Below are 14,422 nucleotides of genomic sequence, written 5' to 3'. Positions count from 1 at the left end.
ACCCGCCGAGACCCTTCCGACTTCAGGAGCACACCCCCAATGACCGAGACCACCGGCACCCACGCCCAGGGCCCGTTCATCGCCGCGATCGACCAGGGCACCACCTCGTCCCGCTGCATCGTCTTCGACCGCGACGGACGCATCGTCTCCGTCGACCAGAAGGAGCACGAGCAGATCTTCCCCAAGCCGGGCTGGGTCGAGCACGACGCCAAGGAGATCTGGACCAACGTCCAGGAGGTCGTCGCCGGCGCCGTCGAGAAGGCGGGCATCACCGCCGCCGACGTCAAGGCCATCGGCATCACCAACCAGCGTGAGACCACGCTGATGTGGGACAAGAACACCGGCGAGCCGGTCTACAACGCCATCGTCTGGCAGGACACCCGCACCGACGCCCTCTGCAAGGAGCTCGGCCGCAACGTCGGCCAGGACCGCTTCCGCCGCGAGACGGGCCTCCCGCTGGCCTCCTACTTCTCCGGCCCCAAGGTCCGCTGGCTGCTGGACAACGTCGAGGGCCTGCGCGAGCGCGCCGAGGCCGGCGACATCCTCTTCGGCACCATGGACTCCTGGGTCATCTGGAACCTCACCGGCGGTGCGGAGGGCGGCGCCCACGTCACGGACGTCACCAACGCCTCCCGCACCATGCTGATGAACCTCCGCTCCCTGGAGTGGGACGAGCGCATCCTCTCCTCCATGGAGATCCCGGCCGCCGTGCTGCCGGAGATCCGCTCCTCCGCCGAGGTCTACGGCACCGCCAAGGGCGGCGCCCTCGCCGGCGTCCCCGTCGCCTCCGCGCTCGGCGACCAGCAGGCGGCCCTCTTCGGCCAGACCTGCTTCGAGCAGGGCGAGGCCAAGTCCACCTACGGCACCGGCACCTTCATGCTGATGAACACCGGTGACGAGCCCGTCCAGTCCTACAACGGCCTGCTGACCACCGTCGGCTACCGCATCGGGAACGAGAAGCCCGTCTACGCCCTCGAGGGCTCCATCGCCGTCACCGGCTCCCTCGTGCAGTGGATGCGCGACCAGATGGGCCTCATCAAGAGCGCGGCCGAGATCGAGACGCTCGCCAGCTCCGTCGAGGACAACGGCGGCGCCTACTTCGTGCCGGCCTTCTCCGGCCTGTTCGCCCCCTACTGGCGCTCCGACGCGCGCGGTGTGATCGCGGGCCTGACCCGCTACGTCACCAAGGCGCACATCGCCCGCGCCGTGCTCGAGGCCACCGCCTGGCAGACCCGCGAGATCACCGACGCCATGACCAAGGACTCCGGCGTCGAGCTCACCGCGCTCAAGGTCGACGGCGGCATGACCTCCAACAACTTGCTGATGCAGACCCTCTCGGACTTCCTGGACGCCCCCGTGGTGCGCCCGATGGTCGCCGAGACGACCTGCCTCGGCGCGGCCTACGCCGCCGGCCTGGCCGTCGGCTTCTGGCCGGACACCGACGCACTGCGCGCCAACTGGCGCCGGGCCGCCGAGTGGACCCCCCGCATGGACGCGGACACGCGTGACCGCGAGTACAAGAGCTGGCTCAAGGCCGTCGAGCGGACCATGGGCTGGATCGAGGACGAGGAGTAATCATGACAACCCCGCAGAGCGTTCCGACCCTGGGAACGCACCCGGCTGCCGGTGCCAACCCGGGCCGAGCCGAGACCCGGGAGAGACTGTCCAAGGCGACGTACGACCTCCTGGTGATCGGTGGCGGCATCCTGGGCACCTCGGTGGCCTGGCACGCCGCGCAGTCCGGACTGCGGGTCGCGATGGTGGACGCCGGTGACTTCGCCGGCGCCACCTCCTCCGCGTCCTCCAAGCTCGTCCACGGCGGTCTGCGCTACCTGCAGACCGGCGCGGTCAAGCTGGTCGCGGAGAACCACCACGAGCGCCGGGTGCTGGCCAAGGACGTGGCCCCGCACCTGGTCAACCCGCTCACCTTCTACCTGCCCGTCTACAAGGGCGGCCCGGTGGGCGCGGCCAAGCTCGGCGCCGGTGTGTTCGCCTACTCGGCGCTGTCCGCCTTCGGCGACGGCGTCGGCAAGGTCATCACCCCGGCCAAGGCCAAGGCCGACAACCCCGGCCTGCGCACGGACAACCTCAAGGCCGTGGCGGTCTACTACGACCACCAGATGAACGACTCCCGCGTCGCCGTCATGACGGTCCGCGCGGCCGTCGAGTCCGGCGCGGTCGTCCTCAACCACGCCGAGGTCACCGGCCTGCGCTTCACCCACGGCAAGGTGACCGGCGCGGAGCTCAAGGACCGTGTCGACGGCACGGAGTTCGGCATCGACGCGCGCGTCGTCCTCAACGCCACCGGCCCGTGGGTGGACCACCTGCGCAAGCTGGAAGACAAGGGCGCCGCGCCGTCGATCCGCCTCTCCAAGGGCGCGCACATCGTGATGAAGCGCAAGTCGCCGTGGAAGGCCGCCATGGCCACCCCGATCGACAAGTACCGCATCACCTTCGCCCTCCCGTGGGAGGACCAGCTCCTCCTGGGCACCACCGACACCCAGTACGAGGGCGACCCGGCGGACGTCCGCGCCACCGAGGAGGACATCCAGCAGATCCTCGACGAGGCCGCGTTCTCCATCCAGGACGCCGACCTCGACCGCGACCTGATGACGTACGCCTTCGCCGGCCTGCGCGTGCTGCCCGGCGGCCCGGGCGACGTCGCCCAGGCCAAGCGCGAGACGGTCGTCTCCGAGGGCAAGGGCGGCATGCTCTCCGTCGCCGGCGGCAAGTGGACGACCTACCGCCACATCGGCCGTACGGTCATGAAGAAGCTCGCCCAGGTGCCCGGCAGCCCGCTGACCGAGGACATGGAGCCCATCTCCAGCCTGGTCCGCCGCACCCCGCTGCCCGGTGTCGCCAACCCCAACGCGGTCGCCCACCGCCTGCTCGTGGACCGCGAGCCCGGCAGCCGCATGGACCCGCTGACCGCCCGTCACCTCGCCACCCACTACGGCTCGCTGTCCTTCGACATCGCCCGCCTGGTCAACGAGAACCCCGAGCTCGGCGAGCGGATCCACGAGGACGGCCCGGAGATCTGGGCCCAGGTCGTCTACGCCCGCGACCACGAGTGGGCCGAGACGGTCGACGACGTGCTGCGCCGCCGCACCACCCTGACCATCCGCGGCCTCGACAACGAGGACGTCCGCGCCAAGGTCAAGGACATACTGGGCGACAAGCGCTGACGCGCGAACGCCCCGGAACGGGGAGCGGTGCCCGGCACCGCTCCCCGTTCCCGTGTGTCCGCACATATGCGCGGAAACGGGCAACCACCGCCCGCTCCGGCACGTCCCCTGAAGGGAAGAGGGGGACGAACACCATGAACGCCACAGCACCGGAACAGGCCGCGCCGGCCACCAGGAAGACCACCGCGCGCCGCGGCCCACGCTGGCGCCGCGTCACCCTGCGGGTGGCGCTGGGGCTGGTCCTGCTCGTCCTCGTACCGGTCGTCGCGGCCGGCAGCGCGCTGCGCGCCTCCTACGCCGGGGCGCCCGCCGACGACGCCGTCACCCGGGGCAAGGACGCCCTCTGGCTCGGCCACGCCTGGCTCGACGGCCGCAAGAACGACGCCGACCTCGCCCGGCTCCGCCGCAAGGTCGCCGGCACCGGCATCCACGACCTCTACGTCCACGCCGGACCGCTGGAGCACGACGGCACCCTGCCCGCCCCGGCGTACCGCAACGCCGGCTGGCTCCTCGCCGCCGTCCACCGGGAACTGCCCGGCGTCCGGGTCCAGGCGTGGCTGGGCGACAAGCTCGTCCGCCAGGGCGAGGGCGGTGGCCTGTGGCTGGGCTCGCCGGCCGCCCGCGACGCCGTCGTCGCCAGCGCCCGGCAGGTGATGCGGGCCGGATTCCAGGGCGTCCACCTGGACGTCGAACCCGTGCGCACCGGCGACCACGACTTCCTCACCCTGCTGGACTCCCTGCGCCCGGCGGTGCGTTCGGAAGGCGGACCGCTGTCCGTCGCCGCCCAGCAGATCGACCCGCTGCCCTCCATGCACTCCGCGTCGGGCGCGCTGGGCAGCCCCAAGTGGTGGACCCAGAGCTATTTCGGCGACGTCGCCCGCCGCGTCGACCAGATCGCCGTCATGTCCTACGACACCGCGCTGCCCTGGGAGAACCTCTACGGCGGCTACGTCGCCCAGCAGACCAGGCTCGCCCTCCAGGCCACCCCGGCCGGCACGGACCTGCTGATGGGCGTGCCCTTCTACCACACGGACAACCTGGGCCATCAGAGCCGGGCGGAGACCGCCGCGGCCGCCGTGCGCGGCGCCCGGCTGGGGCTCGGCCGCGAGGACCGCCACCGGCGGAACTTCGGGCTGGCGCTGTACGTGGACTTCGCGGCGACCGACGCCGACTGGCACGCCTACCGGGCCGGATGGGGAGCACGTGGCTGAAAGTCCCTCCCCCTCGGGGGCTGCGAAGGGGGGCCGCCGAAGTCGTAGGCTTGGGGCACACGCAAGACGAACGCAACTGCACGGAACGGCAACCGGCGGTGGCACGGGCGGTGCCCGTGGACCCCGGTCGGAAGGAGGCGCTGGGTGATCGAGCTTGAGGGGGTTCCCGAGCTGATCGACCCGGTCATGATCTGTGCCTTCGAGGGCTGGAACGACGCCGGGGACGCCGCCTCCAGCGCCGTGGCGCACCTCGACCGGGAGTGGAAGGGCGAGGTCTTCGCCGCGCTCGACGCCGAGGACTACTACGACTTCCAGGTCAACCGGCCCACGATCTGGCTGGACGGGGGCATCCGTAAGATCACCTGGCCGACCACGCGGCTGTCCGTGGTGCGCGCCTCCGGTGGCGCCCCGCGCGACCTCGTGCTGGTGCGCGGCATCGAACCCAGCATGCGCTGGCGGTCCTTCTGCAACGAGATCCTGGGCTTCGCCCACGAGCTGGGCGTGGAGATGGTGGTGATCCTGGGCTCGCTGCTCGGCGACACCCCCCACACCCGGCCGGTGCCGGTCAGCGGGGTCACCTCCGACCCGGACCTGGCCCGCACCCTGGATCTGGAGGAGTCCCGCTACGAGGGCCCGACCGGGATCGTCGGCGTTCTCCAGGAGGCGTGCACCCACGCGGGCGTCCCGGCGGTCAGCCTCTGGGCGGCCGTGCCGCACTACGTCTCCCAGCCGCCCAACCCCAAGGCGACCCTGGCGCTCCTCAACCGCCTGGAGGACCTGATCGACCTGCGCGTCCCGCAGGGCGAGCTGCCGGAGGACGCCCGTGCCTGGCAGCTGGGCGTCGACCAGCTGGCGGCCGAGGACAGCGAGGTCGCCGAGTACGTCCAGTCCCTGGAGGAGGCGCGGGACACCGCCGATCTGCCGGAGGCCTCCGGAGAGGCCATCGCCCGGGAGTTCGAGCGCTATCTGCGCCGCCGCGACGGCCAGCCGGGGCCCGGCCAGCCGGGCGGGGTCGCGGCCGAGCCGGGCCTCACCGAGGGCGGCCGGGACGCCTCCTACCTCCGGGACACGGCCAGCGGGCGGACCCGGCCGCCGCGCCCGCCCGCCAAGGACGAGGAGGGCGATACCGCCGGGGCCCCCGAGGAGGGCGCCGACGGTACGGAGGGCGACGGCTGAGGCGCCCGTCCCCGGCGGGGCGCGCCGTCCGCCGCCGGGCCCGTGGGGCCGGGTCGACGGAGGAATTCGCGGGTTATCGACGCGACGCGCCGCAATGATCCGCCGTACACTTGTCTGCCCGGTGAAGGCCGGTTCGCCACCCGAGGAAGGGTGGGGGGCCGGCCTTCTCGTCCCCCCAGGAGGTGTGCGGATGACCAGCAGTCTTCCCGCGGTCGACACGCGCTCGGCATCGGCCCTGCAGGCGGTCCTGCTCGACATGGACGGCACGCTGGTCGACACCGAGGGCTTCTGGTGGGAGGTGGAGACGGCGGTCTTCGCCGAGCTCGGCCACCAGCTGCTCGAGGAGTGGCGCGAGGTGGTCGTCGGCGGCCCGATGGCGCGCAGCGCCGCCTTCCTGATCAAGGCGACGGGCGCGAGAATCGCCGTCGCCGAGCTCAGCGCGCTGCTGAACACGCGCTTCGCCCAGATGATCGGCCAGGGCGTGCCGCTGATGCCGGGCGCCCGGCGGCTGCTCGCCGAGCTGGCCGCCCACGGGGTGCCGACGGCCCTGGTCTCGGCCTCCCACCGGGAGATCATCGACCGGGTGCTCCACAGCCTGGGCCCGCAGCACTTCACCCTGACCGTGGCCGGCGACGAGCTGGCGCGCACCAAGCCCCACCCGGACCCGTATCTGCTGGCCGCCGCGCGGCTGGGCGCGGACCCGGCGCGCTGCGCGGTCGTCGAGGACACCATGACGGGCGTGACCGCCGCCGAGGCGGCGGGCTGCCGGGTGGTGGCGGTGCCCTCGGTGGCGCCGATCCCGGCCGCCGCGGGCCGTACGGTCGTGGGCTCCCTGGAAGAAGTCGATCTCTCTTTTCTGCGCGGATTGATCAAGCTCTGAAACTCTGGGCGCTTGAACGATTGTTTTCCGTGACGAATGCGCTGGCCGAATTCCCCCGGCCGCCGAAGTCGTCACGGAAGTGACGTTGGTCACCGGATCGAGAGCCTCCGGGGGCTTCCCCACGCCCCCGGAAGCGCTTTCGGGCGGGCTGAAGCGCACCCTTGTGTCCGGATAGATCATCCCGTGCCGGAATCGTTCCGGCGTCCGGATATCGGACATCCGTCTTTCGTTATCGCGGTGTGATATCGCCTCGAGTTCACCCTGTTCCGGCGGCACCGGCCATGCGCACTAATCTCTTCGCGAGAACTTCACGGCTGCCCGTATGACCGCCCATCCGGTATCGGTAGGGTCCGGGCAACCGAACGCACCACAGGGAGAACCCCAGACAATGAACCGCAAGACGTTGGTCCTGCCGACCGTGGCAGGCCTGCTGGCGCCCGTGCTCGTCGCCTGTGGCGGAAGCGCGGGATCCGGCGGCGGCAAGGCCATCGTCGTCGGCACCACCGACCGGTTCGAGCAGACCACCGACGCGCCCGCGCCCTTCGACCCGGCCGCCGCGTACGACGTCGGCGTGTGGAACGTCCTCCACAGCGGTTTCCAGACGCTGCTGCGCCTGCCGCGCTCGGGCACCGGGCCGGTCGCCGACGCGGCCGAGAAGTGCTCCTTCGGCGACCGCAACAGCGAGCAGTTCCGCTGCACGCTGCGCAAGGGCCTGAAGTTCACCAACGGGCACGCGCTCACCGCCGAGGACGTCAAGTTCTCCATCGACCGCGCGCGGCGGATCAACTTCGAGAACGGCCCGGTCTCCCTGCTGAGCAACATCGACAAGGTCGAGACCCCCAGCGAGCTCGAGGTCGTCTTCCACCTCAAGACGCCGGACGCCACCTTCCCGCAGAAGATAGCCACCCCGGCCGCCGCCATCGTCGACAGCGAGTCCTACGCCAAGGACAAGCTGGACGACGGCTTCAAGGTGGTCGGCTCCGGCCCGTACGCCATCGACGCCGAGGTCAAGGACGATCGCGTCACCAAGATCACCTTCACCCGGAACGACGACTACCAGGGCCCGCTGAAGCTGCAGAACGACAAGGTCGAGATGCGCTTCTTCGACGACTCCGCGTCGATGGAGAAGGCCCTCAAGGCCGGCGACATCGACGTGATGAACCGCGCCCTGCTGCCCGAGCAGATCGACCGCCTGCGCACCGCCGCCGACCAGGGCGTCCAGCTGCACGAGTCGCCCGGCGCCGAGACCAGCTTCCTGGCCTTCAACACCGAGGACTCCACGGTCAAGAACAAGGCCGTCCGCCAGGCCATGGCCCAGCTCGTCGACCGCCAGGCGCTGACCCGCGACGACTACCACCGCACGAACGAGCCGCTGTACTCCATCGTGCCCACCGGCGTCGCCGGCCACCAGAACTCCTTCTCCAACAAGTACGGCGAGCCCAGCGTGGAGAAGGCCAAGGCCATCCTGCGCGCCGCCAACGTCACCTCGTCGGTGCCGCTCGTCCTCACCTACGCCACGGACCACTACGGCGAGGCCACCGAGAAGTCCTTCAAGTCGCTCCAGAAGCAGCTCAACGACAGCGGTCTGTTCGACGTCAAGCTCCAGGGCGTGAAGTGGGCGGACTTCCGCCCCGAGGCCGCCAAGGGCAAGTACGCCGTCTACGGCATCGGCTGGTTCCCCGACTTCCCGGACCCGGACAACTTCGTCGACCCGTTCGTCGGCAAGGACAACTTCCTCGGGTCGCCCTACAAGAACTCGAAGATCATCAACGAGCTCATCCCGCAGTCCCGGCTGTCCTCGCAGCGCGACGCCGCGGCCCGGTTCTTCCAGCAGGCCCAGGACATCGTCGCCGACGACGTCCCGGTGCTCCCGCTGTGGCAGGGCAAGCAGTACGTCGCGGCCCGGAACAAGATCACCGGCGCGGAGTGGGCCCTCAACGCGGCCGCCGAACTCCAGCCGTGGGAGCTCGGGCGCGGCGTGTAACGCCCCGCACCGGCCGGCCACCCCGGATCACCGACGGCTCCATCGCACCACCTGCATCACCAGTTCCACCTGCTCCATCTGCTCCACAGAACGCGTTACAGCTCAAGACATCCCGTCAGCGAACCAAGAACTGTGAGGAATGCGCACGTGAGGAAACGTGACCAGTGGCTCGCCGCCCCGCTTGGCGCGGGGCTTGCCGCCGCCCTGCTGAGCGGGTGCGGTTCGGACGACGGCACGGCGGCCGGCACCGGTGAGTCGGTGGTCATGGGGATGTCGGACGAGGTGCAAGCCACCGACCCGGCCTCCGGTTACGACCCCGGTTCCTGGCTGCTCTTCAACAACGTCTTCCAGTCGCTGATGAGCTTCCCCAAGGGCGGCACCACGCCCGTGCCGGACGCCGCCAAGAGCTGCAAGTTCAAGGACGAGAACAGCACCGTCTACCAGTGCGAGCTCCAGGACGGCCTGAAGTTCAGCAACGGTGACGAACTCACCTCCGAGGACGTCGCCTTCTCCTTCCGCCGCACCCTGAAGATCAACGACAAGGACGGTCCGGCGTCCACGATGCTCTCCACCATCGGGGGCATCAAGACGCCGGACAAGTCCACCGTCGTCTTCCAGCTCAAGCGCCCGGACGCCACCTTCCCGCTGAAGATAGCCTCCGGCGCCGGGTCGATCGTCGACCACAAGGAGTACCCGGCGGACAAGCTCCGCACCGACGGCAAGGCCATGGGCTCCGGCGTCTACAAGCTGGACTCCTACGACAAGTCCAAGGCCGTCTTCAAGGTCAACGGCTCCTACAAGGGCCCCGCCGTCGTGCAGAACAGCGGCATGACCCTCAAGCTCTTCCACGGCGACCAGGAAGCGCTGAAGGCCGCCGTCCAGAAGGGCGACGTCGACCTCGCCTACCGAGGCCTCGCCATCAAGGACATCGCCGACCTCGAGGCCACGTCCAACGAGAAGGGCGCGGTCAAGGTCGTCGAGGGCAACAGCGCCGAGGTCCAGCACCTGGTCTTCAACACCAAGGACCCGGTGGTCGGCAAGGTCGGCGTGCGCAAGGCCATCGCCTACCTCATCGACCGCAGCACCCTCGTCCGCGACGTCTACAAGCGCACCGCCGAACCGCTGTACTCGGTCGTGCCCAGCGGCATCACCGCCCACAAGACGCCGTTCTTCGACGTCTACGGCGACCGCCCGCAGCCCGACAAGGCCAAGGCGGCCCTCAGCTCCGCGGGTGTCAGTGGCAAGGTCAAGCTCACCCTGTGGGCCACCCCCGTCCGTTACGGCCCGGGCACCGTCGCCGAGTTCAAGGCGATCGCCGACCAGCTGAACGCCAGCGGCCTGTTCGAGGCCGACGTCCAGAGCGTGCCGATCGAGCAGTACGAGAAGGACATCGCGGCCGGCAAGTACGCCGTCTACGTCAAGGGCTGGGTCCCCGACTACCCGGACCCCGACAACTTCACCGCGCCGTTCTTCGGCGAGCAGAACGTCCTCGCCAACAACTACCAGTCGAAGGACATCTCCGGCATCCTCCCGGCCACCGCCGCCCAGGGCAGCCGCGCGGCGACCGTCAGCGACTTCGCCAAGCTCCAGAACGCCGTGGCCCAGGACGTGCCCGTCCTCCCGCTGTGGCAGGGCAAGCAGTACGCCGTCGCCAACGAGCGGATCTCGGGCCTCCAGTGGACCCTGGACGCCTCGACCGTGTTCCGGTTCTGGGAGATCAGCAAGGGCGGCAAGGGCTGACCCGTCCTCGCGCCGGAACGAGGAGCGCCCCGGCGCACGATCCGATCGTGCGCCGGGGCGCTCCTCGTTCCGGCGCGAGGCTTACTGGGCGCCGGGGCGCACCAGACCGCTCTCGTACGCGTAGACCGCGGCCTGCACCCGGTCACGCAGGCCCAGCTTCGTCAGCACATGACCCACATGCGTCTTGACCGTCGTCTCGCTGACGAACAGATCCGCGGCGATCTCCGCGTTGGACAGCCCACGGGCCACCAGTTTCAGCACCTCGACCTCACGGTCCGTCAGCGTGTGGAGGGTGTCCGGCAGCGGCTCCTCGCCCGACGGCAGATGCCCGGCGTACTTGTCCAGCAGCCGGCGCGTGATGCTCGGGGCCAGCATGGCCTCACCGCCCGCCACCACCCGGATCGCCTGGACCAGCTCATGGGCCGGCGCGTCCTTCAGCAGGAAGCCGCTCGCCCCCGCGCGCAGCGCCTCCACCACGTACTCGTCCAGATCGAACGTGGTCAGCACCAGCACCTTCGCCGGGCCGTTCCGCTCCGGGCCGGTGATCTGCCGGGTGGCCTCCACACCGTCCATGCGGGGCATCCGGATGTCCATCAGCACCACATCGGGCTGGAGCGCCCGCACCTGTTCGAGCGCCTGCAGACCGTCCCCGGCCTCCCCGACGACCGCCAGGTCCTGCTCGGCCTCCAGGATCATGCGGAAGCCGGTGCGCAGCAGCGGCTGGTCGTCGACCAATAGGACGCGGATCGCCACAGGAACTCTCCTTCGTTAGACCTCGTCCATTCTGCCCTGCGAGCCCTCCCCGGAGGCAGCCGGACCGTCGCCCGCCGCGCGCGGGGCGGGGACGACCGGCAGCGGGTACGGCGGGGGAGTGCCGCCGAACTCCGGGCACACCGCCTGGTGGTCGCACCAGCCGCACAGCTTGGTGGGCCGGGGCCGCCAGTCGCCCGTCTCCGTGGCCAGCGAGATCGCCTCCCACAGGGCGCGCAGCTTGCGCTCCACCGCCAGCAGCTCCGCCTCGACCGGGTCGTACGTCAGCACGTCCCCGCTGCCCAGGTAGACCAGCTGGAGCCGGCGCGGGATCCGCCCGCGCAGCCGCCAGATCACCAGCGCGTAGAACATCATCTGGAACAGCGGCGTCTCCCGGAACCGCGGCGCCGGGGCCTTGCCCGTCTTGTAGTCCACGATCCGCACGTCACCGGACGGCGTCACATCCACCCGGTCGACGATGCCGCGCAGCGTCAGGCCCGACGGGCCCGCGTCCGCCAGCACAGTCTCCACGAACAGCTCGCGCTCGGCCGGCTCCAGCCGCGTCGGGTCCTCCAGCGTGAACCAGCGCTCGACCAGCCGCTCCGCGTCCGCCAGCCACGTGCCCAGCCGGTCCTCGTCGTGCGAGCCGTCCTCCCGGGTGAACAGCTCCGCCAGCTCCGGCTTCGCCGCCAGCAGCCGCTCCCACTCGCCCGGCACCAGCCCCCGGGCCCGGGGAACCGTGCGCTCGGCCGCCGGGGCGTCGAAGAGCCGCTCCAGCACCGCGTGCACCACCGTGCCCCGGGTGGCCGCGGCGCTGGGCTTCTCCGGCAGCCGGTCGATCACCCGGAAGCGGTAGAGCAGCGGGCACTGCATGAAATCGGCCGCACGGGACGGCGACAGCGAGGCCGGCCGGGCGGCGCCGGCCCGCCCGGCGGAGTTCTCGGAGGCGGTATCCATGACACAGACCCTACGGCCCGTAACCGACAGTCGGCCGCATACCATCGACGGTAGGGCCCGTCACACTGCATGATCGGGAGAACACACCGGCCCCGGACCAGGGCCGGACAGGACGAGGGGACACCGTGGACGACAGCGGGCAGGGCCGATCCGGCGCGGGGGGCGCCGACCACCAGGCCGGGCCCGGTGACCGCGGGCCGCGCCGCCCACCGGAGACGGGCGGCGGGATCCTCATGGGCCGGCCCTTCGGCGTGCCCGTCTACGTCGCCCCCAGCTGGTTCCTCGTCGCCGGCCTGATCACCTGGGTCTTCGGCGGCCAGCTCGACCGGGTCCTCCCCGAGCTCGGCGGCGTCCGCTACCTCGTCGCCCTGTTCTTCGCCGTCGCCTTCTACGCCTCCGTGCTCGTCCACGAGCTGGCCCACACGGTCGCCGCCCTGCGCTTCAAGCTCCCCGTGCGCCGCATCCAGCTCCAGTTCTTCGGCGGCGTCTCCGAGATCGAGAAGGAGAGCGAGACCCCCGGCCGGGAATTCGTCCTCGCCTTCGTCGGCCCCCTGCTCTCCCTGATCCTCGCCGGCGTCTTCTACCTCGCCATGCTCGCCGTCGAACCCGGCACCGTCCCCGGCGTCCTGCTCGCCGGGCTGATGATCTCCAACCTCCTGGTCGCGGCCTTCAACCTCCTGCCCGGCCTGCCCCTCGACGGCGGCCGGATGCTCCGCGCCGTCGTCTGGAAGATCAGCGGCAAACCCATGACCGGCACCGTCGCCGCCGCCTGGGTCGGCCGCGCCCTCGCCGTCGCCGTCCTCGTCGGCCTGCCCCTGCTCACCCACGGCGGCGACACCGAGGACCTCGGCGGCGTCGACACCCTCACCGACGCCCTGCTCGCCGCCATCCTCGCCGCGATCATCTGGACCGGCGCCGGCAACAGCCTGCGCATGGCCCGCCTGCGCGAACACCTCCCCGAGCTGCGCGCCCGCACCCTCACCCGGCGCGCCGTGCCCGTCGAGGCCGCCACCCCGCTCTCCGAGGCCCTGCGCCGCGCCAACGAGGCGGGGGCCCGCGCCCTCGTCGTCGTCGACGGGCAGGGCACCCCCAGGGCGCTCGTCCGCGAGGCCGCCATCGGCGGCGTCCCCGAACACCGCCGCCCCTGGGTCGCCACCGGCTCGCTCGCCCAGGACCTCACCGACGGCATGCGGGTCTCCGCCGACCTCTCCGGCGAGGAGCTCCTGGAAGTGCTGCGCGCCACACCGGCGTCCGAGTACCTGGTGACCGAGGAGACCGGCGAGGTCTACGGCGTGCTCTCGGCCGCGGACGTGGAGCGGGCGTTCGTGGCGGCGATGGCCCGGCCGTCGACCTGACCGTTGCCGGACGGACTATGAGCCCGTCCGGCGCTTGAGGACGACGCGCGTCAGCGCGGGCCCCGGGGGGCGAGCTCCCGGAAACAGCCCGTGGTGCCGGGCCCCTTCCGGGCCCGGTACGCTGGTCACATGTCCGAACCGACCGGTGCCGCCCGCCGTCGCGGGCCCTTCCAGGTCGGGGACCAGGTCCAGCTCACCGACCCCAAGGGTCGCCACTACACGTTCACGCTCGAAGCCGGGAAGAATTTCCACACCCACAAGGGTTCCTTCCCCCACGACGAGCTGATCGGCGCTCCCGAGGGCAGTGTTGTCCGCACCACGGGGAACGTCGCGTACCTCGCGCTGCGTCCCCTGCTCCCCGACTACGTCCTGTCCATGCCCCGCGGCGCCGCCGTGGTCTACCCCAAGGACGCGGGGCAGATCCTGGCCTTCGCCGACATCTTCGCCGGCGCGCGCGTCGTCGAGGCGGGAGTGGGCTCCGGCTCGCTCAGCGCCTTCCTGCTGCGCGCCATCGGCGACCAGGGCATGCTGCACTCCTACGAGCGCCGTGAGGACTTCGCCGACATCGCGAAGGCGAACGTCGAGCGCTACTTCGGCGGCCCGCACCCCGCGTGGCAGCTGACCGTCGGCGACCTCCAGGACAACCTGTCCGACACGGACGTCGACCGCGTGATCCTCGACATGCTCGCACCCTGGGAGTGCCTGGAGGCCGTCTCCAAGGCGCTCGTCCCCGGCGGCATCCTCTGCTGCTACGTGGCGACCACCACCCAGCTGGCGCGGACCGTGGAGTCCATCCGCGAGATCGGCTGCTTCGCCGAGCCCCAGCCCTGGGAGTCGATGATCCGCAACTGGCACGTGGAGGGCCTCGCGGTCCGCCCCGACCACCGGATGATCGGCCACACCGGCTTCCTCGTCACCGCCCGCCGCCTCGCCGACGGCGTGGAGCCCCCGATGCGCCGCCGCCGCCCCGCCAAGGGCGCCTACGGCGAGGACTACGAGGGCCCCAACAAGGGCTGACCCGCCCGTACGAACCACCAGTGCGCCGCCGCCGTGCTCCGCTCCCCGCGGAACTCGGCGGCGGCGCACGTGCGTTGGGTGACGCTCAGGGCCCCGCCCGCCGTTCACCGGCCCACGGCCGTGTGGCACGATGCGGACGATCCCGGTCCCCGCAGCCCTCGGCAGGA

11 protein-coding genes are annotated in these 14,422 nt (G+C 71.2%); 9 read left to right on the top strand and 2 right to left on the bottom strand.

Going from position 1 to position 14,422, the window contains the following annotated elements; genetic code table 11:
• Positions 1-39: 39 nt before the first annotated feature.
• From glpK to EKH77_RS06295, 7 genes are all read left to right on the top strand, one after another.
• Complete coding sequence (glpK, locus tag EKH77_RS06325; RefSeq protein WP_126913446.1) at positions 40-1,575, top strand: glycerol kinase GlpK; 1,536 nt, start codon at positions 40-42, stop codon at positions 1,573-1,575.
• A gap of 2 nt (positions 1,576-1,577) precedes the next feature.
• Complete coding sequence (locus EKH77_RS06320) at positions 1,578-3,185, top strand: glycerol-3-phosphate dehydrogenase/oxidase (RefSeq protein WP_126913445.1); 1,608 nt, start codon at positions 1,578-1,580, stop codon at positions 3,183-3,185.
• Between the two features lie 134 nt (positions 3,186-3,319).
• Positions 3,320-4,396 carry a glycosyl hydrolase family 18 protein gene (locus EKH77_RS06315; RefSeq protein WP_126913444.1) on the top strand — a complete coding sequence of 359 codons (1,077 nt, stop codon included), beginning with the start codon at positions 3,320-3,322 and terminating at the stop codon, positions 4,394-4,396.
• Between the two features lie 144 nt (positions 4,397-4,540).
• Positions 4,541-5,572, top strand: a complete 1,032-nt coding sequence (locus EKH77_RS06310; RefSeq protein WP_126913443.1) for a PAC2 family protein — start codon at positions 4,541-4,543, stop codon at positions 5,570-5,572.
• Positions 5,573-5,762: 190 nt separating this feature from the next.
• A complete protein-coding gene (locus EKH77_RS06305; protein ID WP_126913442.1) occupies positions 5,763-6,452 on the top strand; it encodes an HAD family hydrolase in 690 nt (229 codons plus the stop codon).
• Positions 6,453-6,840: 388 nt separating this feature from the next.
• Positions 6,841-8,436 carry an ABC transporter substrate-binding protein gene (locus tag EKH77_RS06300; protein ID WP_126913441.1) on the top strand — a complete coding sequence of 532 codons (1,596 nt, stop codon included), beginning with the start codon at positions 6,841-6,843 and terminating at the stop codon, positions 8,434-8,436.
• Between the two features lie 147 nt (positions 8,437-8,583).
• Complete coding sequence (locus EKH77_RS06295) at positions 8,584-10,176, top strand: ABC transporter substrate-binding protein (protein WP_126913440.1); 1,593 nt, start codon at positions 8,584-8,586, stop codon at positions 10,174-10,176.
• A gap of 81 nt (positions 10,177-10,257) precedes the next feature.
• On the opposite strand, the gene EKH77_RS06290 is transcribed toward EKH77_RS06295, so the two are convergent.
• Both EKH77_RS06290 and EKH77_RS06285 read right to left on the bottom strand, forming a co-directional pair.
• Positions 10,258-10,929: a response regulator gene (locus tag EKH77_RS06290; protein WP_126913439.1), complete on the bottom strand. Its 672-nt coding sequence runs from the start codon at positions 10,927-10,929 to the stop codon at positions 10,258-10,260.
• Positions 10,930-10,944: 15 nt separating this feature from the next.
• Positions 10,945-11,883, bottom strand: a complete 939-nt coding sequence (locus EKH77_RS06285; protein ID WP_240667239.1) for a RecB family exonuclease — start codon at positions 11,881-11,883, stop codon at positions 10,945-10,947.
• A 65-nt stretch (positions 11,884-11,948) separates the two neighbouring features.
• Between EKH77_RS06285 and EKH77_RS06280 the strand changes: the two genes are divergently transcribed.
• Positions 11,949-13,238, top strand: coding sequence for a site-2 protease family protein (locus EKH77_RS06280; protein ID WP_397613716.1), 1,290 nt, complete (start codon positions 11,949-11,951; stop codon positions 13,236-13,238).
• A gap of 129 nt (positions 13,239-13,367) precedes the next feature.
• Positions 13,368-14,255 carry a tRNA (adenine-N1)-methyltransferase gene (locus EKH77_RS06275; RefSeq protein WP_126913436.1) on the top strand — a complete coding sequence of 296 codons (888 nt, stop codon included), beginning with the start codon at positions 13,368-13,370 and terminating at the stop codon, positions 14,253-14,255.
• The last annotated feature ends 167 nt before the right edge of the window (positions 14,256-14,422 follow it).

This window comes from Streptomyces luteoverticillatus (assembly GCF_003970715.1).
GTDB lineage: Bacteria > Actinomycetota > Actinomycetes > Streptomycetales > Streptomycetaceae > Streptomyces > Streptomyces abikoensis.
This window is presented reverse-complemented; position numbering and strand designations above follow the sequence as displayed.

Bases quoted from the DNA above. Each gene is read 5' to 3' on its own strand.
- glpK (WP_126913446.1), top strand. From the start codon at position 40: ATGACCGAGACCACCGGCACCCACGCCCAGGGCCCGTTCATCGCCGCG.
- EKH77_RS06320 (WP_126913445.1), top strand. From the start codon at position 1,578: ATGACAACCCCGCAGAGCGTTCCGACCCTGGGAACGCACCCGGCTGCC.
- EKH77_RS06315 (WP_126913444.1), top strand. From the start codon at position 3,320: ATGAACGCCACAGCACCGGAACAGGCCGCGCCGGCCACCAGGAAGACC.
- EKH77_RS06305 (WP_126913442.1), top strand. From the start codon at position 5,763: ATGACCAGCAGTCTTCCCGCGGTCGACACGCGCTCGGCATCGGCCCTG.
- EKH77_RS06300 (WP_126913441.1), top strand. From the start codon at position 6,841: ATGAACCGCAAGACGTTGGTCCTGCCGACCGTGGCAGGCCTGCTGGCG.
- EKH77_RS06285 (WP_240667239.1), bottom strand. From the start codon at position 11,883: ATGGATACCGCCTCCGAGAACTCCGCCGGGCGGGCCGGCGCCGCCCGG.
- EKH77_RS06275 (WP_126913436.1), top strand. From the start codon at position 13,368: ATGTCCGAACCGACCGGTGCCGCCCGCCGTCGCGGGCCCTTCCAGGTC.